Origin of the sequence: Malaciobacter canalis, from assembly GCF_008000835.1 — a bacterium.
Taxonomy (GTDB): domain Bacteria; phylum Campylobacterota; class Campylobacteria; order Campylobacterales; family Arcobacteraceae; genus Malaciobacter; species Malaciobacter canalis.
The window spans coordinates 970,572-994,233 of sequence record NZ_CP042812.1 but is presented as its reverse complement, the minus strand read 5'-3'; the positions used below and the strand labels follow the sequence as shown (position 1 = coordinate 994,233).

Annotated in this window: 34 protein-coding genes; 2 read left to right on the top strand and 32 right to left on the bottom strand. The window is 29.4% G+C overall.

The annotated features are described in order from the left end of the window. Both ACAN_RS05060 and ACAN_RS05055 read right to left on the bottom strand, forming a co-directional pair. Nucleotides 1-771 carry a competence/damage-inducible protein A gene (locus tag ACAN_RS05060; RefSeq protein ID WP_099334051.1) on the bottom strand — a complete coding sequence of 257 codons (771 nt, stop codon included), beginning with the start codon at nucleotides 769-771 and terminating at the stop codon, nucleotides 1-3. A 2-nt stretch (nucleotides 772-773) separates the two neighbouring features. After that, complete coding sequence (locus tag ACAN_RS05055) at nucleotides 774-1,358, bottom strand: adenylate kinase (RefSeq protein WP_099334050.1); 585 nt, start codon at nucleotides 1,356-1,358, stop codon at nucleotides 774-776. A 110-nt stretch (nucleotides 1,359-1,468) separates the two neighbouring features. On the opposite strand from ACAN_RS05055, the gene ACAN_RS05050 reads away from it, so the two are divergent. Continuing rightward, nucleotides 1,469-2,110, top strand: coding sequence for an adenylate kinase (locus ACAN_RS05050; protein ID WP_099334049.1), 642 nt, complete (start codon nucleotides 1,469-1,471; stop codon nucleotides 2,108-2,110). A 186-nt stretch (nucleotides 2,111-2,296) separates the two neighbouring features. Here the strand turns inward: ACAN_RS05050 and ACAN_RS05045 are convergent, their stop codons facing one another. The 6 genes from ACAN_RS05045 to ACAN_RS05020 form a co-directional block, all read right to left on the bottom strand. Then, nucleotides 2,297-4,045, bottom strand: a complete 1,749-nt coding sequence (locus ACAN_RS05045) for a YgiQ family radical SAM protein (RefSeq protein WP_099334048.1) — start codon at nucleotides 4,043-4,045, stop codon at nucleotides 2,297-2,299. Between the two features lie 69 nt (nucleotides 4,046-4,114). After that, nucleotides 4,115-6,703 (bottom strand): chemotaxis protein CheW, encoded by a 2,589-nt coding sequence (locus ACAN_RS05040; protein WP_228150622.1) that lies wholly within the window; start codon nucleotides 6,701-6,703, stop codon nucleotides 4,115-4,117. 106 nt (nucleotides 6,704-6,809) lie between these two features. Beyond that, nucleotides 6,810-7,598, bottom strand: a complete 789-nt coding sequence (locus ACAN_RS05035; RefSeq protein WP_099334046.1) for a metal ABC transporter solute-binding protein, Zn/Mn family — start codon at nucleotides 7,596-7,598, stop codon at nucleotides 6,810-6,812. 16 nt (nucleotides 7,599-7,614) lie between these two features. Beyond that, on the bottom strand, nucleotides 7,615-9,381 hold the full coding sequence (gene aspS / locus ACAN_RS05030) for an aspartate--tRNA ligase (RefSeq protein ID WP_099334045.1): 1,767 nt from the start codon (nucleotides 9,379-9,381) through the stop codon (nucleotides 7,615-7,617). Between the two features lie 44 nt (nucleotides 9,382-9,425). Continuing rightward, entirely contained in the window at nucleotides 9,426-10,538 is a 1,113-nt protein-coding gene (locus ACAN_RS05025; protein WP_099334044.1) for a hypothetical protein, read from the bottom strand. Further along, complete coding sequence (locus tag ACAN_RS05020) at nucleotides 10,535-11,200, bottom strand: uracil-DNA glycosylase (protein WP_079577040.1); 666 nt, start codon at nucleotides 11,198-11,200, stop codon at nucleotides 10,535-10,537. The genes ACAN_RS05025 and ACAN_RS05020 overlap by 4 nt, the downstream gene beginning before the upstream one ends. 127 nt (nucleotides 11,201-11,327) lie before the next feature. Between ACAN_RS05020 and ACAN_RS05015 the strand changes: the two genes are divergently transcribed. Then, nucleotides 11,328-11,537 carry a hypothetical protein gene (locus tag ACAN_RS05015; protein WP_079577041.1) on the top strand — a complete coding sequence of 70 codons (210 nt, stop codon included), beginning with the start codon at nucleotides 11,328-11,330 and terminating at the stop codon, nucleotides 11,535-11,537. Between the two features lie 16 nt (nucleotides 11,538-11,553). Here the strand turns inward: ACAN_RS05015 and ACAN_RS05010 are convergent, their stop codons facing one another. From ACAN_RS05010 to rpsJ, 24 genes are all read right to left on the bottom strand, one after another. Further along, on the bottom strand, nucleotides 11,554-12,810 hold the full coding sequence (locus ACAN_RS05010; protein WP_079577042.1) for a GGDEF domain-containing protein: 1,257 nt from the start codon (nucleotides 12,808-12,810) through the stop codon (nucleotides 11,554-11,556). A 104-nt stretch (nucleotides 12,811-12,914) separates the two neighbouring features. Continuing rightward, nucleotides 12,915-13,133 carry a translation initiation factor IF-1 gene (gene infA, locus ACAN_RS05005; protein WP_079577043.1) on the bottom strand — a complete coding sequence of 73 codons (219 nt, stop codon included), beginning with the start codon at nucleotides 13,131-13,133 and terminating at the stop codon, nucleotides 12,915-12,917. 10 nt (nucleotides 13,134-13,143) lie between these two features. Further along, nucleotides 13,144-13,911 carry a type I methionyl aminopeptidase gene (gene map, locus ACAN_RS05000; RefSeq protein ID WP_079577044.1) on the bottom strand — a complete coding sequence of 256 codons (768 nt, stop codon included), beginning with the start codon at nucleotides 13,909-13,911 and terminating at the stop codon, nucleotides 13,144-13,146. 2 nt (nucleotides 13,912-13,913) lie between these two features. Then, the gene (gene secY / locus ACAN_RS04995) at nucleotides 13,914-15,176 is read right to left on the bottom strand and encodes a preprotein translocase subunit SecY (protein WP_099334043.1); all 1,263 of its coding nucleotides are present in this window, start codon (nucleotides 15,174-15,176) and stop codon (nucleotides 13,914-13,916) included. A 2-nt stretch (nucleotides 15,177-15,178) separates the two neighbouring features. Continuing rightward, entirely contained in the window at nucleotides 15,179-15,577 is a 399-nt protein-coding gene (gene rplO / locus ACAN_RS04990) for a 50S ribosomal protein L15 (protein ID WP_079577046.1), read from the bottom strand. 4 nt (nucleotides 15,578-15,581) lie between these two features. After that, entirely contained in the window at nucleotides 15,582-16,025 is a 444-nt protein-coding gene (gene rpsE, locus ACAN_RS04985) for a 30S ribosomal protein S5 (protein ID WP_079577047.1), read from the bottom strand. A gap of 9 nt (nucleotides 16,026-16,034) precedes the next feature. After that, on the bottom strand, nucleotides 16,035-16,394 hold the full coding sequence (gene rplR / locus ACAN_RS04980; protein WP_079577048.1) for a 50S ribosomal protein L18: 360 nt from the start codon (nucleotides 16,392-16,394) through the stop codon (nucleotides 16,035-16,037). 10 nt (nucleotides 16,395-16,404) lie between these two features. Then, the gene (gene rplF, locus ACAN_RS04975; protein WP_079577049.1) at nucleotides 16,405-16,938 is read right to left on the bottom strand and encodes a 50S ribosomal protein L6; all 534 of its coding nucleotides are present in this window, start codon (nucleotides 16,936-16,938) and stop codon (nucleotides 16,405-16,407) included. A 9-nt stretch (nucleotides 16,939-16,947) separates the two neighbouring features. Then, nucleotides 16,948-17,346, bottom strand: a complete 399-nt coding sequence (rpsH, locus tag ACAN_RS04970) for a 30S ribosomal protein S8 (protein ID WP_079577050.1) — start codon at nucleotides 17,344-17,346, stop codon at nucleotides 16,948-16,950. A gap of 13 nt (nucleotides 17,347-17,359) precedes the next feature. Further along, nucleotides 17,360-17,545, bottom strand: coding sequence for a type Z 30S ribosomal protein S14 (locus ACAN_RS04965; protein WP_079577051.1), 186 nt, complete (start codon nucleotides 17,543-17,545; stop codon nucleotides 17,360-17,362). Next, nucleotides 17,545-18,093, bottom strand: a complete 549-nt coding sequence (rplE, locus tag ACAN_RS04960; protein WP_079577052.1) for a 50S ribosomal protein L5 — start codon at nucleotides 18,091-18,093, stop codon at nucleotides 17,545-17,547. Before rplE ends, ACAN_RS04965 begins: the two co-directional genes overlap by 1 nt. Before the next feature lie 2 nt (nucleotides 18,094-18,095). Next, nucleotides 18,096-18,335 carry a 50S ribosomal protein L24 gene (gene rplX, locus ACAN_RS04955; protein ID WP_079577053.1) on the bottom strand — a complete coding sequence of 80 codons (240 nt, stop codon included), beginning with the start codon at nucleotides 18,333-18,335 and terminating at the stop codon, nucleotides 18,096-18,098. 2 nt (nucleotides 18,336-18,337) lie between these two features. Then, nucleotides 18,338-18,706, bottom strand: a complete 369-nt coding sequence (gene rplN, locus ACAN_RS04950; protein ID WP_079577054.1) for a 50S ribosomal protein L14 — start codon at nucleotides 18,704-18,706, stop codon at nucleotides 18,338-18,340. Next, nucleotides 18,706-18,957, bottom strand: a complete 252-nt coding sequence (gene rpsQ / locus ACAN_RS04945; protein WP_079577055.1) for a 30S ribosomal protein S17 — start codon at nucleotides 18,955-18,957, stop codon at nucleotides 18,706-18,708. The genes rplN and rpsQ overlap by 1 nt, the downstream gene beginning before the upstream one ends. 16 nt (nucleotides 18,958-18,973) lie before the next feature. Continuing rightward, complete coding sequence (gene rpmC / locus ACAN_RS04940; protein WP_079577056.1) at nucleotides 18,974-19,159, bottom strand: 50S ribosomal protein L29; 186 nt, start codon at nucleotides 19,157-19,159, stop codon at nucleotides 18,974-18,976. Then, nucleotides 19,146-19,571: a 50S ribosomal protein L16 gene (gene rplP, locus ACAN_RS04935; RefSeq protein WP_079577057.1), complete on the bottom strand. Its 426-nt coding sequence runs from the start codon at nucleotides 19,569-19,571 to the stop codon at nucleotides 19,146-19,148. Before rplP ends, rpmC begins: the two co-directional genes overlap by 14 nt. Nucleotides 19,572-19,573: 2 nt before the next feature. Continuing rightward, nucleotides 19,574-20,272, bottom strand: coding sequence for a 30S ribosomal protein S3 (gene rpsC, locus ACAN_RS04930; RefSeq protein ID WP_079577058.1), 699 nt, complete (start codon nucleotides 20,270-20,272; stop codon nucleotides 19,574-19,576). Further along, complete coding sequence (gene rplV / locus ACAN_RS04925; RefSeq protein WP_079577059.1) at nucleotides 20,272-20,604, bottom strand: 50S ribosomal protein L22; 333 nt, start codon at nucleotides 20,602-20,604, stop codon at nucleotides 20,272-20,274. The genes rpsC and rplV overlap by 1 nt, the downstream gene beginning before the upstream one ends. 2 nt (nucleotides 20,605-20,606) lie before the next feature. Beyond that, a complete protein-coding gene (gene rpsS, locus ACAN_RS04920) occupies nucleotides 20,607-20,885 on the bottom strand; it encodes a 30S ribosomal protein S19 (RefSeq protein WP_079577060.1) in 279 nt (92 codons plus the stop codon). 9 nt (nucleotides 20,886-20,894) lie between these two features. Continuing rightward, a complete protein-coding gene (gene rplB / locus ACAN_RS04915) occupies nucleotides 20,895-21,722 on the bottom strand; it encodes a 50S ribosomal protein L2 (protein ID WP_099334042.1) in 828 nt (275 codons plus the stop codon). Nucleotides 21,723-21,734: 12 nt separating this feature from the next. After that, nucleotides 21,735-22,016, bottom strand: a complete 282-nt coding sequence (locus ACAN_RS04910) for a 50S ribosomal protein L23 (protein ID WP_079577062.1) — start codon at nucleotides 22,014-22,016, stop codon at nucleotides 21,735-21,737. A 2-nt stretch (nucleotides 22,017-22,018) separates the two neighbouring features. Further along, nucleotides 22,019-22,630 carry a 50S ribosomal protein L4 gene (gene rplD / locus ACAN_RS04905; protein ID WP_099334041.1) on the bottom strand — a complete coding sequence of 204 codons (612 nt, stop codon included), beginning with the start codon at nucleotides 22,628-22,630 and terminating at the stop codon, nucleotides 22,019-22,021. Continuing rightward, nucleotides 22,627-23,205 (bottom strand): 50S ribosomal protein L3, encoded by a 579-nt coding sequence (rplC, locus tag ACAN_RS04900; RefSeq protein WP_079577064.1) that lies wholly within the window; start codon nucleotides 23,203-23,205, stop codon nucleotides 22,627-22,629. Before rplC ends, rplD begins: the two co-directional genes overlap by 4 nt. A 16-nt stretch (nucleotides 23,206-23,221) precedes the next feature. Next, the gene (gene rpsJ / locus ACAN_RS04895) at nucleotides 23,222-23,536 is read right to left on the bottom strand and encodes a 30S ribosomal protein S10 (RefSeq protein WP_079577065.1); all 315 of its coding nucleotides are present in this window, start codon (nucleotides 23,534-23,536) and stop codon (nucleotides 23,222-23,224) included. Between the last annotated feature and the right edge of the window lie 126 nt (nucleotides 23,537-23,662).

Genomic DNA, 23,662 nt, shown 5'->3' with positions numbered 1-23,662 from the left:
TTAATCTCTTTTAGCAATATCTTCTAAAAAACAATCTATTTTGTTTGTTTTTAGATGCTGTACAAATAAATCATAATATTTTTCTACAGCTTTTTTACTTATAGAATTAAGTGATATTACCGTAGCTCTTTTATGATTATCAATAAACCTTGGTAGTGAAGATAATTCAACTTCATCACTATTTACTTGTTTCATTATATCAATTAAATCACTCTCACCACAAGCAGCAGTTAAAGATAGTCTATATTTTACAACACTATTTTTAGAATAATAAGTATCTAATGCTTGTAAAATCATAGCTTGACTCATAGATGGAAATCCAGGTGTAAAAAAGAATCTATCATCCAAATAAAAACCTGGTACATTATTTACAATATTATCAAGAAGTTTTGAATCTTTTGGAAGATATGACATATTTATTCTATGTGGATAGGCTTCTTCTTTAAACTGTTTTTCTATTAAAGCTTTTGCTTCTTCATGAAAATACATTTCACCATCTCTAAAAACTTTTGCTGCAACTTCTCTTGTCAAATCATCAGGAGTAGAACCAATTCCACCAAAACTAAACATCACAGAGTTTTCATCTGCTTTTATAAGATTATATACATTTTCCATTAGTTTAGGATCATCTTCAATTACAAAAGAGGCTTTATGTCTCCATCCTCTTTTTAAAAGTTCTTTATTTAAAAAAGCAAAATGGGCATCTTTACGACGACCATTTAAAAGTTCTGTACCAATAATTACTGAATAAAAATTAGGTTTTTTAATCATTGTTAAACTCTTGATTGAATAAAGTTATCCATCTCATTAACAATCTGATCAATAGTACCTTCACCAGAAATTACTTTTAAAATATCTTTTTGTGTATAAAATGATTTAATCTCTTCTAATGGTTCAGTATAAAGTTTCATTCTATTTAAAAATACTTCTTCATTATCATCATCTCTTACAACTACTGCATCAGCAGCTCTTCCTAAAACTCTTTTAAATGCTGTATCTTGTGAAACTTCCACTTCAATAACATTTACAAGTTCAACTTCTTTTTCATTTTTTAAATATTTATCTAGCTCTTTCATTTGCTCTATTGATCTTGGATATCCATCAATTACAACAATATTTGTTGAAGTGTTTTTTATAGCAGTAACAATTGTCTCAATTACGATGTCAATAGGTACAATTAATCCCTTTGATACAAAAGAATCAATCTCTTCTCCTCTTGAACTTCCACTTGCAATCTCCGCTCTTAACATGTCTCCAGTTGAATAGTGAGTAATATTTTCATGTTTACTAGCAATAAGCTCTGCGTCCGTAGTTTTTCCACTTCCTGGAGCTCCAATTATTAAAAATAGTTTTTTCATTTATCGCCTTATTGTGTTTAATAAAAACAATTGTATCGAAAACTATTTAAATTATTTATGTGATATTAAAAGCTTTTTATATACAATACACAAAAACGAAGGAAAAAGTAATGAATTTAATGCTATTTGGTGCACCAGGAGCTGGAAAGGGAACTCAAGCAAAATTTTTAATTGAAAAGTATGGTATTCCTCAAATCTCTACAGGTGACATTTTAAGAGCTGCAATTGCTGATAAAACAGATATGGGAATGGAAGCTAAAAAATTTATGGATGAAGGAAAACTAGTTCCTGATTCAACTATTATTGGTATTATTAAAGATAGACTTGCTGAACCTGACTGTAAAGATGGTTTTATTCTTGACGGTTTTCCAAGAACACTAGCTCAAGCAGAAGCTTTAAAAGAGTTAATGTCAAATATGGAGATATCTTTAGATAAAGTAATTTCATTAAATGTACCAGATGAATTAATCGTAGGAAGAATCACAGGAAGAAGAGTTTGTTCTAAATGTGGAGCATCATTTCACATAGAATTTAACCCTTCAAAAACTGAAAATGTATGTGACTATTGTGAAGGTGAATTAATTATTAGAAAAGATGATAACGCTGAAACTGTAAAAAGTAGACTTGAATCATACCATGCACAAACTGCACCATTAATTAAGTTTTATACTGATATGGGTGTTATGATTGAACTTGATGGAACAAAAGATGTTAAAGATGTAACATCAGATATGATAGCTTCACTTTCATAAACCTTTAAAAACTATGGAGTAACTATGAGCTAAATAGTTACTCCAATTTGAAAATCACTCAGTATCCTCTTCTACTAGCTTAGAGCTTTATCTTGTAAAAGAGTTTTTAATACCTAAACTTAATGGAAAAATAAATGTTGAAAATACAAATAAAGGTTCACAATTTACATTAACACTTAAGCACTACTAGCTTTGTAAACTAGCTCCATTACTTTTTCTTCTTTGCTGATATTTTTTATCAATTACAATACTTTTTTGTTTCTCTTTTCTTCTTATGTCTTTTTCTACAAAAATCTTCTTTTTTGTAAATGGATCCATTTCTGTATAATACATCACAGCTGAGTATGTTCCAGGAGTTGGAGTAAAGACCTGTGCTTGCTCTGGATTCATCTTTAACTCATGTGTTGTAAACTGTTTAAGTTCATGCATATGCTTCTCTTTACAACCTGGATGAGCTGCAATTAAATAGTAAGTTAAAAACTGTTTTTTGCCTGATTCTTTATTTAGCTTATCATACATCTTTTTAAAGTCAATTAGTGTTTGTTTTCCAGGTTTTCCCATATGATATAAAACCTCATCATCTGTATGTTCAGGCGCAACTTTCATTTGTCCAGAGATATGATGATTTACCATCTGCTTTAAATAATCGTATCCATGTTTTTTATCAGCAGTAATTAAATCATATCTTACTCCTGAAGCTACAAAGGCTTTTTTAACACCAGGTACTTCTCTTATATCTTTTAGTAGTTGGATGTTTCTACTGTGGTCAACTTTCATAGCTTTACAAAGTCTTTTATCATCAACACACCTATAGTTATCTACACATGTACCTTTTTTAAGTTTTTTCTTGCACTCATATCCGTACATATTTGCAGTAGGACCTCCAACATCTGAAATTATTCCTTTAAAATCTTTCATTTTTGTGAAATCTTTTGCTTCTTGAATAATATTCTGTTCACTTCGTGTTCTAATAGTTCGTCCTTGATGAACTGCAATTGCACAAAAATTACACTCACCCCAACATCCATGATGAGTCATAATTGAAAATTTAATTGTTTCTAGACATTTAACTTTTCCATCTTTTTTGTGATATGGGTGAACATCTCTTTGATAAGGAAAAGATGCGATTTTATCCATCTCTTTTTCTTCTAAATAATCACTTGGAGGATTTTGGATTAGATATCTTGAATCTACTTTTTGACAAAGCCCTTTTGAGTACACAGGATCATTATTGTCATAAAATACTTTAAATAAATCAATATATTTTTCTTTATTACTTAAACACTCTTCATGACTTGGTATTTGTATATATTCTAAGACAGGTTCTTTTGAGATATAGCAAACTCCTCTTATATTTTTAGGATCACCACCATCTCTTAGGGTATTACCAAGATCGATAATAGCTTGTTCACCCATTCCATAAATCATATAATCAGCTTTTGTATCAAATAAAATCGGTTTTCTAAGCTTATTTGACCAATAGTCATAATGGCTTAATCTTCTAAGACTTGCTTCTATACCACCTAAAACAATTGGTACTGTATTTTTAAAATATCTTCTAATTAAATTTGTATAAACAAGTGTTGCTCTATCAGGTCTTTTATTATTTTTTCCACCAGGAGTATAATCATCACTATTTCTAAACTTTTTAGTTGCAGTATAGTTTGATACCATAGAATCAATACTTCCACCACTAACACCCCAAAATAGTTTTGGTTCACCCAATCTTTTTACATCAACATCACTATTTATATCAGGTTGCCCTATTACACCAACCCTTAGCCCAATACTTTCAAGTATTCTTCCAACAACCGCAATTCCCATAAAAGGTGAATCTATATAAGCATCGCCAGAGATTAAAACAACATCAAGTTCTTCCCAGCCTCGCTTTTTCATCTCTTCTTTTGTAGTTGGTAAAAATTCATTTTTATTCATTTATATTTGGCCTTAATATTTTTTTGTATTGTGCCTAAATATCATTTAACTTATTCTATAAATTTCAAATTAGCTTAACTCTTGTGTTAAATTATCATCAATTTTTTCAATATCAAGAATCATAGCCACTTTTGAACTACCTTCTTCTTCAATATCTACAAGACTTTGTATTAATGTACCAGAGCCTAAAAAGTGGCTTTGTATATGTTGAATAGAGCTTTTTTCAACAACACTGATATTTTCTAAAGAAGATACTAATATTCCAACACAATGTTCAATATTATCTTCATCATATTGAAGTAATATAATATTTTCAAGTCCATCATTTGTAATATCTTCATTTATAAACTTTCTAATATCAAGTACAGATATTAAATTTTCTTTATATAAAACCATACCTTTAAAATGATTGTTTTTATCCATATCTATTGACTCTTCAAGTTTATCTATACCAATTGAAGATATAACATTTTTAGCTTCAACTGCTAAAAACTTATTTCCTAAATAAAAAGTTGCCAAGTCAACACTATTTTTTGTTAAACTCTTTTTTGAAGATAAAGCAAATTTATCTTTTACTTTATATCTAATCTTATTTGCATTATTAATCTCTCCTATATAAATAAAAACAAAACATAATACATCATTTTCATAATCATCAATATTACTTTTATACTCTCTATATCCAGAAGAACATCTAACTCCAACTGCATAATACTTGCTTTCATATTCAACTATTTCACTTAATTTTTCACCATTATCTAAGTTGAAAAATTTATCATCTAAATCTAAAAAACTATCTACTTTAAACTCTTCATTTGTTGAAGATATTATATTTTTATCTTTATTTGTAAATAGTGCAAAAACACCATCTATTTTTTCACCCTTGTTATTTCGTGGCAAGGTTTCATCAAGCATTGCATTAAACTGAAAACTAGAATCAAAAACAATTGCAATTCCACCATTTATTTTCTGCTCATCAACTAAAGAACGAATTGCACTACAATAAATATATGTTGATTCATTATTATATAAATTTGATTTTTCAAATTTTGATACACAATATTTTGAAGTATCTTCTAAATTTAATGTTTTATTTACCCACTCTTGAGTTAAAACTTTTCCTATTAAATACTCTTCATCTTTATTTGAAACTGCAATAATCTTCCCATCTTTATCAAAAATTAAAAGATTTGTGTATACAGTATATAAATCATTTATATACTTTAAAATTGAGTTTATTTCATTTTGTTTATATGAAATTGAATTCATATCATCTAAAGCTTTTCTAAAATAAGAAGTTAAAGCCCACCATCTACAATCATTTGCTCTTTCATAAAGATTTCTATCCATAATATCAATTGCTAATGATGATAAAAATTCACTATCTTTTAAAATTGAGCTAATAATAGTTTGATTTAAATTACTTAAAGAAGAGTTTGCTTTTACCCCTGTAATTCCAATCTCATTTAAAAGTGATTTTGAAAACTCTCTATTTGATGAGTTAGTTTTACTTTGAGAAATATTCCCATTCCATATTACTCTATTTAGATTATCTTGAATTGTTTTACTTTTATTAAAAACCTCTTGCAACTCTTTTGAAAAGTGTTGTTCATTTCCCATCATTGCATTAATAACATTATCTTCAACTTTTAAAGTTTCTAAATGATTACTTAAAAAAGCATATTCAACAGGTATCATTATATGCCCATACCAATTAAGCCCTTTAAAGCCTTGATATCCATTTGTTTTACAAGTTTTAGCTATATAATCTCTTCCTGCAAATGATATAATTTTATATTGCTCATTTAATATAATTGGCAGTTTTGAATTTAGTGGTATATGTACATTATCACTAGAAGCAATTACAACTCCTTGTTCATCTAAAATTGTTATTGATTCTTTATTTTTTGGGTCAATAAGATTATTAAATATACCTTTCATTTCATCTTGGAACTTAAAACATAAACATAATACTCCAAGATTTTCAGAGCTTGGATCATTTGTTTTTGTAACTTTATAAGAGTAAACCAATGTTTTTTCATGATGAGATAAAAAGTCATGATGTTTAAAAGTTTCTACATACTCTTGGGTACTATTTAAAACTTCATTGACAAACTCAAAATCTACTTTTTCTAATTTCTCATCTTCATTAAGTCTTACTAAAATCTTACCCTTTGTATTTACTAAAACAATATCAAAATATACAGAGTACTTTGCAACATACTCTTTAAATCTTTTTTGAATCTCATGTTTAAGTTCAAAACTTTCATTATTATAATCAGAAACATAATTTTTTATAAAAGCTCTAATATCATCATCCGTTGCCAAAAATCCAATATCTGCAGTTCTTTCAAAAAGGTTTCTAATAACAACATCAATAGCAACTTGTGATTTAAACTTCATCTCTTGTGTTACTTTTTTTAGTGTTTGTTCACTTAAATGGTTTAATAAAATTGAAGTTAAATTTAAAAAGTTCTCTTTTGTTTTACCAATATCAATATTTATATCACCAAGTTGCCCAAGTAATGCAAAAATATCCCAAGAAGAGCTAAGTCTGCCTAATTCTTCTCTATATTTATCCACATCTTCAATATGCTTTATTATAGGGTATAACTCTTTTTTTACATTTATACCTTTATAATTTATCAATCCTGACATAATCTTCCCCTTGTAGATTGATTAGATATATTATTATATAATTTTTTGAAAATTTTTGTATTGTTTATAGTGTATAGTATGTATACAATTGTATAAAAAATTTAATTTATTTATTATTTTCTTCAGATAGTTTTTGAGTAAGTATGAAGATATTGCTTTGCCAATTCTTTTTAAAAATATTATTTTTAATAATATGTGTTTCTGAATTTTGTGCAAAAAATGATATGATTTTTTTTGAATCATGTTCATCTACTAATGTTTTATTTATACTGTTTTCTCTTGCAAAAACTATAGTTTCATAAATCTCTTTAGCACTCAACTTATGTTTTTCTTTTTTTATTAAATTAAGTCTATACCTTTTTGCATAATAATCCCAATATTTATCAAATGCATAAAAATTATAACTTTTTGCATTGTTTAACTGTTTTCTAACAACTAAAAAAATCTCATCAATATTTTTCAAAAGTTTATTTAGATTATTTTCATAAAAACTTTTATGTTCCCTATCAAGTTTTAATATCTGCTCATAAACATTTAAAACTATTTGCCTAAAAATTATTGGATCCATCCATATATATGGATTATTGTCAAGTTTATCAATTCCTTTTGTAATATCAACTACTTTTATATTACTTATTTCTTGCAAATCTTTTATATACTTTTTTTCTCTTGGTAAATTCATAGATAAAAAAATAGGTGAATAAGACAACTTTCTTATCTTCTTTTTTGAGGGAAATTCATTTATATAATTTTCATCAAATAGTGACATATGATAAAACTTATTAAGTGTGATTTTTTCAACTATATACTCTAAAGGTAGTATTGATACAGAAACTCTTGGCTTAGCAGCCAAGATAGATATAGATAGAAAAAATAGTACTATTATTTTTTTCATATCTATACTTTAAAAATTAAGCTTGAGCTTGTCTAATTCTTAGACTTAACTCTTTTAATTGCTCATTATCAACAGCACTTGGTGCATCAGTTAATAAACATTGAGCTCTTTGAGTTTTAGGGAATGCAATAACATCTCTAATAGAATCAGTTCCAGCAAGAAGCATTACTAATCTATCAAGACCAAAGGCAATTCCTCCATGGCTTGGTGCACCATATTGTAAGGCATTTAATAAGAAACCAAATTTCTCTTGTGCTTCTTCTTGTGAAATTCCCATAAGTTCAAATACTTTTGATTGAATCTCTTCTTTGTGAATTCTTATTGAACCACCACCAAGTTCAGTTCCATTTAAAACTAAATCATATGCAACTGATTCAATATCTTCTAAATCTTCAATATTATCTAAGTCACATTTTTCTAAATTTGGCATAGTAAATGGATGATGTAATGCTTTTGTTCTTCCATCTTCAACTTCGAACATTGGAAAATCAACAACCCATAAGAACTCATAAGCATCAGCTGGGATAATATCCATTTGTTCTGCAAGATAAAGTCTAAATCTTCCCATATAATCCCATACAGTTTTTTTATCACCTGCTCCAAAGAATACAACATCCCCAACTTCAAGTTCAGTTGTTTTTACAATTTGTTCTAAATCTTCTTCACTAAAGAATTTAGTTAAAGGACCTTTTAATCCATCCTCTTTCATTTGGAAATAACCTAAACCTTTAGCTCCAAATTTTCTTACATAATCTTCAAAACCTTTCATTTGTCTTTTTGAGAAAATATTATCTCCATTTGGACATCTTAAAGCTTTGATTCTATTGTTTTTCTTATCTTTTGCAATTGAAGAAAAAATTTCATTTGTAGAGTTAGCAAAAATATCAATAACATCTACCATAGGCATATCAAATCTCATATCAGGTTTATCAGAACCATAGTTTTCCATAGCATCTTTATAAGTCATTCTTGTAAATGTTGTAGGGATATTATTTTTACCACAAGCTTTAAATACATCAGATATTAATCTTTCAGCTACTTTTATAATATCTTCTTGATTACAAAAAGACATCTCAATATCTATTTGTGTAAATTCAGGTTGTCTATCAGCTCTTAAATCTTCATCTCTAAAACATTTTGCAATTTGAAAATATTTGTCAAATCCAGAAACCATTAATAACTGTTTAAATAGTTGAGGAGATTGAGGAAGTGCATAAAACTCACCTGGATGAACTCTACTTGGTACTAAATAATCCCTTGCACCCTCAGGTGTTGATTTTGTTAAAATTGGAGTTTCAACATCTAAAAAACCTAACTCATCTAATGTATTTCTAACTTGAATAGTAGCTTTACTTCTTAGTTTGAAAATATCATAAGCTTTTGGTGTTCTTAACTCTAAGAATCTATTTCTTAGTCTAATTTCTTCATTTACTTTTTCATCACCTAATTCAAAAGGCATTGGTTTTGATCTGTTTTCAATAGTTAAATCACTAACAACAATCTCAATTTTTCCAGTAGTTAAATTTGGGTTTTCTAATCCCTCACCTCTTGCTCTTACTTTACCAGTTGCTATAAGAACAAACTCATCTCTTACTGTTTCTGCTTTTTCTAAAGACTCTTTGCTATCTTGTGGATCACAAACTAGCTGAACAAGTCCACCTTTATCTCTTAAATCAATAAATATAATTCCACCATGATCTCTTCTACTGTTTACCCAACCTGCAACAGTAACTGTATCACCAATGTTTTTTTCCGTTACTTCTGTACAATAATGCGTTCTCAATTCTAAACTCCGTCTTTTTAAATATTCGCGATTATACCCAAGATTTACTTAATCTTTTGAAACCTGTGTGCTGTGCTTTTATATAATTTTGGTTCATATAAAACATCATTACCTTCAACTTTTGTCTTAATCAGTTTTGATTTATTGCCATCAAAAAGAGTATTAACTCCAATAAGTGAAGAGTAATTTACCCAATCATAAACAATATTTGACCCTAAAGAATCCATTATATCTTCAAGCTTCTCATCAGTTGCATCAATAGAATTAGCAAGTATAAAACTTGTTCTATCTTCTACTTGTGTTAAAGAAATTAGAAATGGATTAAAATTTAATTGTGTAGATAAAACAACTTCTGGCTCTTTTTCAAAAGCTCTTATTTGTGAAAGAATAATAGAAGTTTTGATAATAGAAGTATTTAACATAATAGTTGATTTATCTAATCTATTATCATTTACAAGTCTTCTATAATCGTTATTGCTATTCTCTACATTTTTAATAGTAACAATATCTTTGATACTATTTTCATAAATAGATTTTAGCTTATTACCCAAATAATTATTTTGATAAAACATTATATTTTTACCATTTGATAAACTTTGAAGTAAAGATATTTGCTTTAAATAAGATATTCCACCATAAATAAAATTATCTTTTGTAATTTTAACTTCTTCTTTATTTAATAAAGGAAAATATATTTTTACATCACTTGAAAAAGACAACTCTTTTATTTTATCATAGCCCTCATCTGTAAACAAAGCAATAATATTATCATATCCAGCATCTTTTATACTTTCAATACCTTTTTTTATAGAAAAATCTGTTTCATTATTTGTATCAAATGTCTCAATTTTAAACTTTTCATTTTTAAACAATAAATATGCAGTAATTGTATTTACTGTATTATTAGCATATTTTCCTACAACTTTAGATGGGTAAATAATTGCTAATTTAAAAACATCATCTAATTCACTATCTTCAATAGTTTTAACTTCATTTATAATAATCTTATCTTGTGGAATTTTATCAAATTCAACTTCATTGTCTGACTTTTTTATTTCTATGATTTCTTGTTTTTTATCTGTTTGTATTACTTTTTGTTTTTGAGTACAACCAAAAAATAAAAAAGCAATAGAAATTACAAGTACTATATGTTTCAATGTATCTCCAGTATAGATTTTATTTTTAGCATATCATAATATGCTTCCTTTTTAAGTGAAGGATTCCTAAGTAAAATATTAGGTGAAAAAGTAGGCAAAATATTATAATACTTATAAGGCAAAATATTTCCCCTTAATTGTTCAAATATTCCATTGTCATTTGTAAGATATTTATAAACTTTTTCTCCAAAAGTTACAATTAACATTGGGTTTATTATTTCAATTTGTTTATCCAAATAGAGTCTACAATTATTTGCATGTGTTGCATTAAATGAATCATTTGATTTACATTTTACAATATTTGTTATATAAACATCATCAATATCAAGCATTAAAACATTTTGTATCATATTTTTAAGTATTTCACCACTTTTACCAACAAAAAACTGACCTAATTCATCTTCACTTGCACTAGGTTCATCTAAAATAAAAAGAATTTTTGCATCACTATTTCCTTGACCAAAAAGTACATTTTTTCTACTTTTACATAAATCACACAAGTAACAATTTTCAACAATATTTTTTAATTCATTTATGTTATTTGGTAAATTTGAGTTATTTATTTCATTGTTCCCAAACTCAACATTAGCATGATACTCATAACCAATTGATTTAAAAAAATTTAGTTGATATAAAATTCTATTTTTTACTGCTTTTGTCATATGAAATTTTACAAAAATCTAACTTTCACATAAATTTGTTCCATTATTTTATATAAATTTCTATTATTTATTGACTATTGTTCCAATATTTTGTACAATGAATTTTAAATAAAATACAGGATATATAATGTCTTCACCAAGTTTTAGAGTATTAGAAAAAGATTTAGGAGTAAATAAAACTACTTTACACAATTGGAAAAAAACAAGACCGAAGCTTTATGCTTTTATTATTGAATCTTATAAAAGAAAAGAGTTTTTAGATAAAAACTTAGAATTGATGATAAATCAAAAAGATTTTCTTGAAAAAGAGATAAATGCAATTAAAGATAATCTTTAATCAAATTATTTATACACTAAACATAAATACCTGTATCAATAATAATTTTATTTCTACCTTCATGTTTTGCTTTATTTAAAAGTAAATCAGCTTGATTTATTGCTTCTTTATAAGAGTTATATTTATTTCTATATACAACTCCCGCACAAAATTTTATTTTTAATTTTATATCTTTATGAACAAACTTATTTGTAGATACAATATTTCTAACTCTTTTTAAGTAACTAATTACTTCATCATCTTCTGTATAGTGAATTAAAGCTACAAACTCCTCACCACCATATCTACAAATAACATCTTCTTCTCTTGTTAGTTTTTTTAAGATTGTAGCAAAAGTTGTAAGAATAGTATCACCACACTCATGACCATAATTATCATTTATAGATTTAAAATGATCAATATCATAAAAAACTATTGCATACTTTGATTTAAAAATCTCATATTCATTTTCAATTTTATCAACTTCTGCAACAAATGCCCTTCTATTTGCAATGCCAGTTAAAAAATCTATATCTTTTTCTCTACTTACTTCATTTAAATCTTGTTCTAGTTTGTTTATTTGTTTTTGTAAATAAGCACAATCTTTTTGTCCCTTAAAAAGTTCAGCTTGTGATTCATCAATAGTATTTTCTAATTTATGAATTGTACTTACAAGTTTGCTTTGAAGCATAGCTAAATCTCTTGCTGAATGCTTTGATAACTCTAAACCTTCTAATTCAGTCTTAATCATTGTAACTTCTTGTGAAGTATCATCACTTTGAAGTAAACACTTATCAAAATATTTACCCATTAGACCAATTACTTTTTTTACATCTTTTGCTTTTTCTTGAACAACAACTTTATCTCTTGTAATTCTCTCATTTGTAAATTTTCTTAATCTATTAATAGTGCTATTTTTAATTAATCGTTCAGGTTTTTCTTGTAGTTCAGTTTTTAGTTCAGATATCTTTTTTTCTATATTATAATCAATGGAAGGAGTAAGTAAAAAATCTAAATTATCAATAAACTTTTTTAAATCTTTGTCATTTATACGCCTTAAAAGTAAAAAAGTTAATTCATAATAAGTAGTAATATCATTTTCTCTTATATATAGCTTTTCTTCATCACTTAAATCTTTTAATAACTTATGAAATTTATTTAGCTCTTCAACATTAAAATCTAACTCTTGTGCTTGTTTATAAAACTCTTTTGCATAGTTTGAAGGAGTTGCGATTATTTCTTGTCTTGTTAAAGATTTGATAGTATTTTTAATTATGATTTTTATATTTTCCATTTTAGTTCATCTTTTAATTATTTTAAAGTATTTTAACAAGATTAATCTAAAAGAAGGAAAAAAAAAGAGACAAAATTATAAGTTATTGCCTCTTTTTATAAAAATTACTTATATCTGTGAGTAATTCTACCCTTATCAAGTGAATAAGGTGTAATTTCTACTTTAACCTTATCACCAGGTAAAATTTTTATGTAGTGCATTCTCATTTTACCTGAGATATGACATAAAACTACATGTCCATTGTCTAGCTCTACTCTAAACATTGCATTTGGTAAAGCCTCAACAACTTTACCATCAATTACAATTACATCATCTTTTGCCACTTTATTCTCCCTAGTTATCTACTACTGTACTTAAAATCTCAGCTTTGCCATTAATAACAGCTACCGTATGCTCATAATGACTTCCTCTTAATCCATCACTTGATACAACATCCCAGTCATTTTCTAAAATAACAGGTTCTCTATCTTTATGACAAATCATAGGTTCCAAACAAAATACCATTCCATTTTTAATTTTTGGTCCAGATTTTGGACTTCCATTTTCTAAATAGTTTGGAATTTCAGGTTCATCATGAGGTTTTTTACCAATCCCATGTCCACAAAATCTTATAAGTGGTTGATATCCTCTTGCAACTATGAAATCTTCAATTGCTTTTGAAAGCTCTTTGAATCTCATACCTTCATGAATAATATCAATTGCATAAAGTAAAGAGTCTTTTGCGCAAGCAATTAACTCTTCATCTTCTTTTGAGATTTTACCAATTGGCATAGTAATAGCAGCATCTCCATACCAACCATCAAGTTCTGTTCCAATATCAAGGCCTAAAATATCGCCCTCTTTTAAAACAACATCTGATGGAATACCATGAATAATAACTTCATTAAGAGATGTACAAATAGCACCAGGGAAGCCATATAGTCCTTTAAAAGACGGTCTAGCTCCTAGATTTGTTAAAAACTTTTCACCCATAGCATCAACTTCTTTTAAAGTCATACCAGGCTTAACATTTTCATTTAAATAATTCAAAGTCTTCGCAACAATAACATTAGCATCACGAAGCTTTTGAATTTCATTTGGTTTTCTTATTGCAATAGCCATAACTATAAACCTACCGCACTTAGTGTTTCATATTTATTAGTATATTGCTGTGCTTCAATTTTTCTCATTGTATCAATAGCAACTTGAACAACAATAAGAACAGCAACCCCACCAAAATAAAAAGGAACACCCATAGCTTTTACTAGTAGCCATGGAACAGTCGAAATCGCTGCAAGGTATAATGCACCCCAAAAAGTCAATCTTCCTGCAACCTCATTTAAGAAACTAGCAGTTGATGCTCCTGGTCTAACACCTGGAATAAATCCACCTTGTCTTTTTAAATTGTCTGAAATATCTTTTGCATTAAAAGTAATACTTGCATAGAAAAATGCGAAGAATACTACAAATAAAAACATAAAAATATTAAATGTATAGCTACTTGGATTTAAAAAATCCGCAACAGCCATTAAGTACTCATTTTGACTTCCTTGCAAAACAGTTGCAGGGAACATTAAAATTGCACTTGCAAAAATAGCTGGAATTACACCTGATAAGTTAACCTTAATAGGAATATAATTCATAACTCTTTTATTTTGATTTTGCATCATAACTTTTCTTGAATATGAAACAGGAACTCTTCTTTCACCAAGCTCTACATAAATAATAGCTCCAACTGTTGCTAAAATAATAACTAAAATAGCAATTACTGTTAAGAAATTCATTTGACCATTATTTACTAAATCAATAGTACCACCAATAGCACTTGGAATTGCAGAAACAATACCAGCAAAGATAATTAATGAAATACCATTACCAATACCTTTTTGAGTTATTTGTTCACCAATCCACATTAAAAGCATAGTTCCAGTTAACATTGATATAGATGATACTGCAATAAAAGTATCCATATCAATAGAAATAGCATTTTGTCCACTTTGTCCAGTTAAAGAGTTTAGACCCATTGATACACCAATTGATTGAATCAATGTAATAACAATAGTTGTATATCTAATGATTTGCATATATTTTTGCATACCATCTCTCTCTTTTTTCATTTTACCAAGTGCTGGGAAAGTAGCTGCTAGAAGTTCCATAATAATAGAAGCTGTAATGTAAGGCATAATTCCTAGTGATATAATTGACAATCTTTCAACTGCATTACCACTAAACATATTTACAAGACCCAATGCATTATTTGCATTAGAATCGAAGAATTCTTTTACTACATCTATATTAACACCAGGTACTGGCACATATGCCAGTAACCTGTAAAGGAATATAAATCCTAAAGTAATAAGAATCTTATTTACAAGATCTTTACTCATGATTATTTTCCAGTTGTAGTAATGTTTTCGTCTTTGATTTTAGAAGCTAAATCTTTTGCAGCTGAACCGATTAATTTAACCTTCACAACAGATTTAGATAATTTATAAACTGATTTTATAGAATCTAAAGTAATCTCTTCTAACTGTGCAACTTGCTTAACTTTATCTACATTGATAGAGTATGGCTTTTGCACTCTTGAGAAGAAACCGATTTTAGGAAGTCTTCTATGGATTGGTTGTTGACCACCCTCGAAACCTCTTTTATTCTTAAATCCAGATCTAGATTTTTGTCCTTTTTGACCTCTAGTAGAAGTCTTACCCATTCCTGAACCTTGACCTCTACCAACTCTTTTAATATTCTTTGTGCTTCCTTCAGCTGGTTGTAAATTACTTAATACCATCTAATTATCCTTTAATTCTAGCTAATGCTTCAACAGTAGCTTGTACAAGGTTGTTAGGGTTATTTGAACCTAAAGATTTTGCAATAATATCTTTAACACCTGATAATTCCAACACAGGTCTTGCCGCACCACCTGCGATAAGTCCCGTACCCTCTGAAGCTGGCTTTAATAAAATTCTTGAAGAATTATATTTATGCTCAATATCATGCGCAATTGTAGTTCCTTTAATAGAAACGCTTACTAATGATTTAAATGCATCATCTAAAGCTTTTTTAATTGCATCAGGAACCTCTTTTGCTTTACCAGTTCCATAACCTACTGTACCATTTTTATCACCAACAACAACTAAAGCTGTAAATCTGAATCTTCTACCACCCTTTACAACTTTTGTTACTCTTCCGATTTTAACGATTGCTTCTTGAAAATCTTCTCTATTTACTGCTGCCATCATTAACCCTTATAGTTTAATTCCATTTTCTCTTAATGCGTCAGCAAATGCTGCAACCACACCATGATACAGGTATCCGTTTCTATCAAATACAACAGTATCAATATTCTTCGCTTTTAAACCTTCCGCTATAATAGCAGCAGTTTTTGAAGCGCTCTCTTTAGTTACACTTAATCCTAAAGTTTTAGAATTAGCTGCAGCTAAAGTGTTACCAGCTACATCATCAATTGCCTGTGCTGAAACATATTTATTAGATTTAGTTATTGTAACTCTTGGAACAGTTGCTGTACCTGAGATACTACCTCTAACTCTTTTTTTTCTTTTTATTCTTAAAGCATTCTTTTTTGCTATCTCTTTTGCTCTACTCATTACTCACACCTTACTTAGCAGTTTTACCGGCTTTTCTAACGATAACCTCGTCAGTATATTTAACACCTTTACCTTTATATGGCTCTGGCTTTCTGAAACCTCTGATAATTGCAGCAGCTTGACCAACTTGTTGTTTGTCAGCTCCCTTAACATGGATTAAGTTTTTCTCAACTGTGATATCTAATCCTTCTGGAATATCATAGTTGATTGGGTGAGAATAACCTAATTGAAGTTCTAAAACTTTACCTTTAACAGCGGCTCTATAACCAACACCGTTGATCTCTAAAGATTTTGCAAAACCTTTATCTAATCCTAATACTGCATTGTTAATAAGTGCTCTATAAGTACCCCAGAATGCTGATGCTTCTTTAGTATCATTTACTCTAGTTAAGACAACTTGATTATCAGCCACTTCAATTCCAACTCTACCGTGAGTCTCAATTGAAGAAACTTTACTTCCTTTTTTTACGCTTACAACTGTATTATCTACAGTTACTTCAATTCCATTAGGTATTGAGATAGGTCTTTTTCCAATTCTAGACATTACACTCTCCTACCATACTGTACACAGTAGCTCACCACCAACTTTTGAAGCATATGCTTCATCGTTAGCGATTATACCCTTGTTAGTTGTAACAATGATTGTACCGTATCCATTTTTAAAGTTTTTTAATTCTGAAAAAGATTTATAAACTCTTCTTCCTGGTTTTGAAACTCTTTTAATTTCATTAATTACTGATGTGTCATTATCATCATATTTTAATGTAACTTGTACTGTTTTCTTATTATTTTCACCATCAATAACTTTGAAACTCTCAATATACTCTTTTTGTTGTAATACTTCTAAAATACCAACAACTGCATTTGAGTGTAGTAATGTTGCAACTTCTAATTTTCTAAGTGCAGCATTTCTTATTCTAGTTAAAGCATCTGCGATTATATCATTCATCATAGCTTAAATTCTCCTACCAACTAGATTTTCTAACACCAGGAAGTAATCCTTCGTTAGCCATTTTTCTTAAACAAACTCTACAAAGACCGAAATCTCTGTATACTGAATGTGGTCTTCCACAAACTGAACATCTTGTATATGCTCTTGAAGAGAACTTAGGAGTTCTCTTTGCTTTAGCAATCATAGACTTCTTTGCCATTACGCTCTTCCTTTAGTAAATGGAATTCCAACAAGCTCTAATAGTCTAAATGCTTCTGCATCATTATCAGTACTTGTAGAAATTGAAATATTCATACCGTGAGTTTTAATGATATCATCATAAACTACTTCTGGGAACATTAACTGCTCATCTAAACCGAAGTTGAAATTTCCTCTTCCGTCAAATCCATTTCTTTTAAGACCTCTAAAGTCTTTAACTCTTGGTAAAGCAACTGAACAAAGTTTATCTAAGAAAGTATACATATTTTCACCTCTTAGTGTAACTTTTACACCAACTGGCATACCTTCTCTTACTTTAAATCCTGCTACTGATTTTTTAGCGATAACTTTAACTGCATGTTGACCAGCAATTAAAGAGATAGTATCTTGAATGTTTTGCATTAATTTACTATCTTTCATAGCTTCACCAGCACCAACAGAGATAACTACTTTTTCTAACTTAGCAGTTAACATCTTGTTTTTTGGGAATTCAGATTCTAAAACTGGCTTAATCTCATTTTTATATTTTTCGAATAATCTTGCTGCCATAATTAATTACCTTCTACTTTTGCTACATTAGAGATATCAATAGGCATCTCTTTGTTTACAAATCCACCATTAGGGTTTTTTTCTTGATCTGGTTTTACAGTTTTTTTAGCTACTTTGCAATCTTTTACAATTACTTTATTTTGCTTTGGTAACACTTTTAAAACTTCACCAGTTTTACCTTTGTCGTCACCTGTGATAATCTTAACTGTATCACCTTTTTTTATTTTTAATTTAATAGCCATAATTATAGTACCTCCGGAGCAAGTGAAACAATTTTCATGAAACCAGAGTATCTAACTTCTCTAGCTACTGGTCCAAAAATTCTTGTTCCAATTGGTTCTTTTTTACCATCAAGTATAACAGCAGCGTTGTCATCGAATCTAATTAACGAACCATTTTCTCTTTGAACTTCTTTGTGAGTTCTTACAATTACTGCTTTAACAACTTGACCTTTTTTTACTTTTCCTGTTGGAAGAGCTCTTTTTACAGATGCAACAATAACGTCACCAACTGTTGCGTATCTTCTTTTAGATCCACCTAAAACTTTGATACACATAATCTCTTTTGCACCAGTGTTATCAGCTACATTTAATCTAGAAAAACTTTGAATCATTATTTAACTCCTGTAGCTACAATTTTCTTTAATCTGAAAGATTTAGTTTTCGAGATTGGTCTACACTCAATTGCAACAACTGAGTCACCAACATTCAATTCATTCTTTTCATCGTGAATTAAATATTTTTTAAATCTTTTCACAGTCTTATGATATCTTGGGTGTAAAACATTTCTTGTAACTAATACAGAAGCAGTTTTATCTCCAGATCTTCTTACTACAACACCGTGAATCTCTCTTTTTGTACTCATACCTTAGATCCTTAAGTTATTTAGCTGCAGTAATTGCTGTTTGAATTCTTGCGATATCTTTTTTTACCGCTCTTAATTCAGATGTATTTGTTAACTGCATCGTTTTTAGCTTAGCTTTTAATTCAAAAAGAAGCACCTTTTTCTCTTTTAATAACTCGTTTAACTCTGTTAAGCTTTTATCTTTAATATCAGTATAATTCATTTTCGCTATCTCTTGTTACAATTTTAGTCTTAAATGGTAATTTATGTTGAGCTAAAGTTAAAGCTTCTCTTGCTAACTCTTCACCAACACCTGCCATTTCAAAGCAAACTCTACCTGGCTTAATATTCATAACCCATTTATCAACAGCACCTTTACCTTTACCCATTCTTGTTTCTAATGGTTTAGCAGTAAGTGGCTTATCTGGGAAAACTTTAATCCATACTTTTGCCTGTCTTTTAACTTTTCTAGTCATAGCAATTCTGGCAGCTTCGATTTGTCTTGAATCGATTCTTCCATGTTCTAAAGCTTTAAGTCCGAAATCTCCGTATGCTAAAAAGTTTCCTCTTTGAGCCTTACCTCTATTTCTTCCTTTCATTTGCTTTCTGTATTTAGTTCTTTTAGGCATTAACATAATTATTTACCTCTTCTTTTACTTGGTCTTCTTTTTGGTTTAGAAGTTTCAGCTTTTTCAGCAGGAATACCTTTAGCAAGTACCTCACCTTTGAAAATCCAAACTTTAATACCAATACAACCATAAGTTGTATGAGCTTCTGCAAAACCGTAGTCAATTCTAGCTCTTAAAGTATGTAAAGGAACTCTACCTTCTAAGTACCACTCAGTTCTAGCCATTTCAGCTCCACCAAGTCTACCAGAAACAGAAACTTTAATTCCTTTTGCACCTGATTTAAGTGCATTTTGCATAACTCTTTTCATAGCTCTTCTGAATGCAACTCTTCTTTCTAATTGTTGAGCAACATTTTCAGCAGCTAACTGACCAGAAAGTTGTGGTTTTCTTTCTTCTTTGATATTAACAGCAATCTCTTTTCCAACTAATTTAGAAAGATTTGCTTTTAATTTTTCAACGTCTGCACCTTTTTTACCAATGATAATTCCAGGTCTAGCAGCAACGATAGTAACTCTAACTTTTTTTGCAGTTCTTTCTACTATAGTTTGTGCAACACCAGCATAATATAACTCTTTTTTGATATATTTTCTGATTTTATCATCTTCTGCAACGTTTGCAGGTAATTTAGAAAATGAAGGAAACCATCTTGATTCCCAGTTTCTGTTGATACCTAATCTTAAACCTATTGGATTAACTTTTTGACCCATTACTTATCTCCTTTTTCAGCAGCAGCTACTTCAATCATAATGTGTGCAGTTGGTTTATGCTTAGGTGAAGCAGAACCTCTTGCTCTTGGAGTAAATCTCTTAAGAACAGGACCCTTATCAACTCTAGCAGATGTAATAACTGCTTCTTCTGGTTCTAAACCTGCATTTGCAACAGCAGATGCAATAACTTTTGAAATAATTCCTGCAGCTTTATTAGGAGTAAACTCTAATGAAGCAATTGCATATTCAGCATTCATACCTTGAACTTCTCTAGCAATTAATCTTGCTTTGATTGGAGAAACTCTAATAAATTTTAATATTGCTTTAGCCATTCTTATCCTACCTTCTTCTGTACAGAACCTTTATGTCCCTTAAAAGTTCTTGTTGGTGCGAATTCACCTAACTTATAACCAACATGATTTTCAGTAATATTTACAGGAACAAAGTTTCTACCATTGTGTACGTTGAATGTTAATCCAATCATATCAGGTAAAACAGTTGATCTTCTTGACCATGTTTTAATAGGTTTTTTATCATTAGCTTCAACAGCTTTGATAACTTTTTTCATTAGGTGCGCGTCTACAAATGGACCCTTTTTTATTGATCTTGCCATCTTAAACCCTTACTTCTTTCTTTTTGAAATGATTAATTTATCACTAGCTTTTTTCTTTCTAGTTTTATAACCTTTAGTTGGCATACCCCATGGAGTAACTGGATGTCTTCCTGAGTTAGTTTTACCTTCACCACCACCGTGTGGGTGATCAATTGGGTTCATAGCAGAACCTCTAGTTTGAGGTCTAATTCCAAGATGTCTAGTTCTACCAGCTTTACCTACTACCATATTGATGAAATCTTCATTTCCTACAATACCAACAGTTGCCATACATACACCAAGGATTTTTCTCATTTCACCAGATGGTAATCTTAAGATAACATATTTTCCTTCTCTACCCATAATTTGAGCATATCCACCAGCAGATCTAGCGATTTGTCCACCTTTTCCAGGTTTTAACTCAATATTATGAACCATAGTACCAACTGGGATACTTACTAATCTTAATGCATTACCAGTAACAATATCAAGTCCAGATTCAGCAGCTTGTACTTTATCTCCAACTTTTAATCCAGATGGTTGTAAAATATATCTTTTATCTCCATCAGCATAAGTTACTAAACAAATTCTACAATTTCTATATGGATCGTATTCGATAGTAGAAATAGTACCCTCTACACCAAATTTGTTTCTTTTGAAATCAATAATTCTATATAACTTTTTAGCACCTGCTTCTTTGTGTCTTGAAGTGATTCTACCGTTATTATTTCTACCAGCACTTGCTTTTACTCTTTTAAGTAAGCTTCTTACTGTTGGTTTAGAAGTAATATCAGAAGTATCCATAACAGACATGAATCTTCTAGCAGGAGTTATTGGTCTAAATTTTTTTAATGCCATACTCTATACTCCTTATGCTGATAGGTTCGCTATTTCAGCGCCCTCTGGCAATGTTACGTAAAACTTTTTAAAGTCAGGTCTTTTACCAACTCTTCCTCTAAATCTTTTTACCTTACCACTTTGTCTTAATGAATTAACCTTTGAAGGTGTCACTCCAAAATACTCTTTAAAAACTTCTTTTAAACCAGACTTAGTCATTCTAGGACTAGTTTGAACAACGATTACACCGTCTTCTTGAAGCTCAATAGTTTTTTCTGTGTATAATATTGCTTTTATATCTGTAATATCTGCCATTTTTACGCCTCTTTTGTTAGTGCATCAAATACTGATTTTTCAATTAGTACTGAATGGTATGCAGAAATTAAATAAGCATTAACTTCTTGCTTTTCAATAACATAACAGTTTTTAATGTTTCTAAATGATAAATAAGTTTTCTCTTCAATTGAATTTACAACAATTAAAGTATCTCTTTTATTAATCTTATTTAAAACTGCCACTGCATCTTTAGTCTTTCCAGACTCAACCTTAACAGAATCAACTACAAATAAAGATTCTTGTTTAGCATGAGCATTTAAAGCATAAGATAATGCTAAAGCTTTTTGCTTTCTATTAACTTTTTGATTGTAGTTTCTTTTAGTAGGTCCAAAAATTTGTCCACCACCAACAAAAAGTGGAGATCTTTTAGAACCCCATCTAGCACCACCAGAACCTTTTTGAGCCTTAGGTTTTTTACCACCACCGCTTACTTCAGTTCTATTTTTAACTCTAGCTGTATTAGCTCTTAATGATGAAAGATGTGATTTAACATATAAATATAAATTGTGAGAGTTAATCTCATCATATTTTGCTGGTAAATCTAATTCACCATTATTTTCAAATTTTTCATTTAATATTATTGCTTTACTCATTTAGCAACCTTTACTTTTCCTAATGCACCATTTGGTCCAGCGATTGAACCTTTTACAACTAAAATACCTGTTTCAACATCAAATGAAATAACTTCATTTTTTAAAGATACGTTTGTATTTCCGTAATGTCCTGGCATTTTTTTACCTGGTTGAACTCTACCTGGCCACTCAGCATTACCGATTGAACCAACTGCTCTGTGAAATCTTGAACCATGAGACTTAGGTCCCCCAGCAAAATTCCATCTTTTCATACCACCAGCAAATCCTCTACCTTTTGTTTTAAAAGTCGATTTTAAAACTTTAGCTTCAGATAATCCAGATACATCTAAGTCTCCAGCTTCAGTGTTTGCTACAGTCATTGTTGCAAATCTGTTAAACTCTTTACTTATATTGTATTTTTTTTGTTGACCTTCAATAGCTTTATTAAATTTTTTACCACTTGCAAAAGCTACTATTGCTTTACTGTTTTCAGCTATCTCACATACTTTTGTATCAAGAACTTTTAAAAGTGTAACAGGAACACTTGGAACTGAAACAGTTCTACTCATACCGATTTTTTCAACTATGAATTCCATTCTTTACCCTTTCTTTTTATTCTTGACCCATTGATCTAACTTCAACATCAACTTCTGGAGCTAAATCAAGTTTCATTAAAGAATCAACTGTATCAGGAGTAGCAGCAATAATATCAATAATTCTACTGTGTACTCTAATTTCAAATTGTTCTCTAGCATCTTTGTTAACGTGAGGTCCTTTAAGAACCGTATATTTTCTAATCTTCGTTGGAAGAGGAATTGGTCCTCTTAACTCAGCACCAGTTCTTTTAACAGCTTCAACAATAGAAGCAACACTTCTGTCTAAAACTCTATGATCATAAGCTTTAAGCTTTAATCTAATTTTTTCCATTTTTTTCCTTTAAAGAACTCGTTAGTTGCGTTTAAAAAACACCCTAACTATATTTTATGGACGCGGATTATAACTTTTTTTATATAAAATGTCAATGTTTATGGGGCTTCTATAAAAAATATTTTA

Coding starts and splice junctions, on each gene's coding strand:
- rplF (WP_079577049.1), bottom strand. CDS start 16,938: ATGTCTAGAATTGGAAAAAGACCTATCTCAATACCTAATGGAATTGAA.
- rpsQ (WP_079577055.1), bottom strand. CDS start 18,957: ATGAGTACAAAAAGAGAGATTCACGGTGTTGTAGTAAGAAGATCTGGA.
- rpsS (WP_079577060.1), bottom strand. CDS start 20,885: ATGGCAAGATCAATAAAAAAGGGTCCATTTGTAGACGCGCACCTAATG.
- rpsJ (WP_079577065.1), bottom strand. CDS start 23,536: ATGGAAAAAATTAGATTAAAGCTTAAAGCTTATGATCATAGAGTTTTA.
- rplX (WP_079577053.1), bottom strand. CDS start 18,335: ATGGCTATTAAATTAAAAATAAAAAAAGGTGATACAGTTAAGATTATC.
- rpsE (WP_079577047.1), bottom strand. CDS start 16,025: ATGGCAGCAGTAAATAGAGAAGATTTTCAAGAAGCAATCGTTAAAATC.
- rplD (WP_099334041.1), bottom strand. CDS start 22,630: ATGAGTAAAGCAATAATATTAAATGAAAAATTTGAAAATAATGGTGAA.
- ACAN_RS04965 (WP_079577051.1), bottom strand. CDS start 17,545: ATGGCAAAGAAGTCTATGATTGCTAAAGCAAAGAGAACTCCTAAGTTC.
- rpsC (WP_079577058.1), bottom strand. CDS start 20,272: ATGGGTCAAAAAGTTAATCCAATAGGTTTAAGATTAGGTATCAACAGA.
- rplR (WP_079577048.1), bottom strand. CDS start 16,394: ATGAGTAGAGCAAAAGAGATAGCAAAAAAGAATGCTTTAAGAATAAAA.
- ACAN_RS05020 (WP_079577040.1), bottom strand. CDS start 11,200: ATGACAAAAGCAGTAAAAAATAGAATTTTATATCAACTAAATTTTTTT.
- ACAN_RS05015 (WP_079577041.1), top strand. CDS start 11,328: ATGTCTTCACCAAGTTTTAGAGTATTAGAAAAAGATTTAGGAGTAAAT.
- ACAN_RS05060 (WP_099334051.1), bottom strand. CDS start 771: ATGATTAAAAAACCTAATTTTTATTCAGTAATTATTGGTACAGAACTT.
- rplO (WP_079577046.1), bottom strand. CDS start 15,577: ATGGTATTAAGTAATTTACAACCAGCTGAAGGAAGCACAAAGAATATT.
- rpmC (WP_079577056.1), bottom strand. CDS start 19,159: ATGAATTATACTGATATTAAAGATAAAAGCTTAACAGAGTTAAACGAG.
- secY (WP_099334043.1), bottom strand. CDS start 15,176: ATGAGTAAAGATCTTGTAAATAAGATTCTTATTACTTTAGGATTTATA.
- ACAN_RS05040 (WP_228150622.1), bottom strand. CDS start 6,703: ATGTCAGGATTGATAAATTATAAAGGTATAAATGTAAAAAAAGAGTTA.
- ACAN_RS04910 (WP_079577062.1), bottom strand. CDS start 22,016: ATGGCAGATATTACAGATATAAAAGCAATATTATACACAGAAAAAACT.
- rplE (WP_079577052.1), bottom strand. CDS start 18,093: ATGGCAGCAAGATTATTCGAAAAATATAAAAATGAGATTAAGCCAGTT.
- rpsH (WP_079577050.1), bottom strand. CDS start 17,346: ATGATGAATGATATAATCGCAGATGCTTTAACTAGAATAAGAAATGCT.
- rplP (WP_079577057.1), bottom strand. CDS start 19,571: ATGTTAATGCCTAAAAGAACTAAATACAGAAAGCAAATGAAAGGAAGA.
- ACAN_RS05035 (WP_099334046.1), bottom strand. CDS start 7,598: ATGAAAAAAATAATAGTACTATTTTTTCTATCTATATCTATCTTGGCT.
- rplC (WP_079577064.1), bottom strand. CDS start 23,205: ATGGAATTCATAGTTGAAAAAATCGGTATGAGTAGAACTGTTTCAGTT.
- rplB (WP_099334042.1), bottom strand. CDS start 21,722: ATGGCATTAAAAAAATTTAGACCAATAACTCCTGCTAGAAGATTCATG.
- rplN (WP_079577054.1), bottom strand. CDS start 18,706: ATGATTCAAAGTTTTTCTAGATTAAATGTAGCTGATAACACTGGTGCA.
- rplV (WP_079577059.1), bottom strand. CDS start 20,604: ATGGCTAAAGCAATATTAAAATTTATTAGAGTTTCTCCAATCAAAGCA.
- ACAN_RS05050 (WP_099334049.1), top strand. CDS start 1,469: ATGAATTTAATGCTATTTGGTGCACCAGGAGCTGGAAAGGGAACTCAA.
- map (WP_079577044.1), bottom strand. CDS start 13,911: ATGGCTATTGCAATAAGAAAACCAAATGAAATTCAAAAGCTTCGTGAT.
- ACAN_RS05010 (WP_079577042.1), bottom strand. CDS start 12,810: ATGGAAAATATAAAAATCATAATTAAAAATACTATCAAATCTTTAACA.
- ACAN_RS05045 (WP_099334048.1), bottom strand. CDS start 4,045: ATGAATAAAAATGAATTTTTACCAACTACAAAAGAAGAGATGAAAAAG.
- ACAN_RS05055 (WP_099334050.1), bottom strand. CDS start 1,358: ATGAAAAAACTATTTTTAATAATTGGAGCTCCAGGAAGTGGAAAAACT.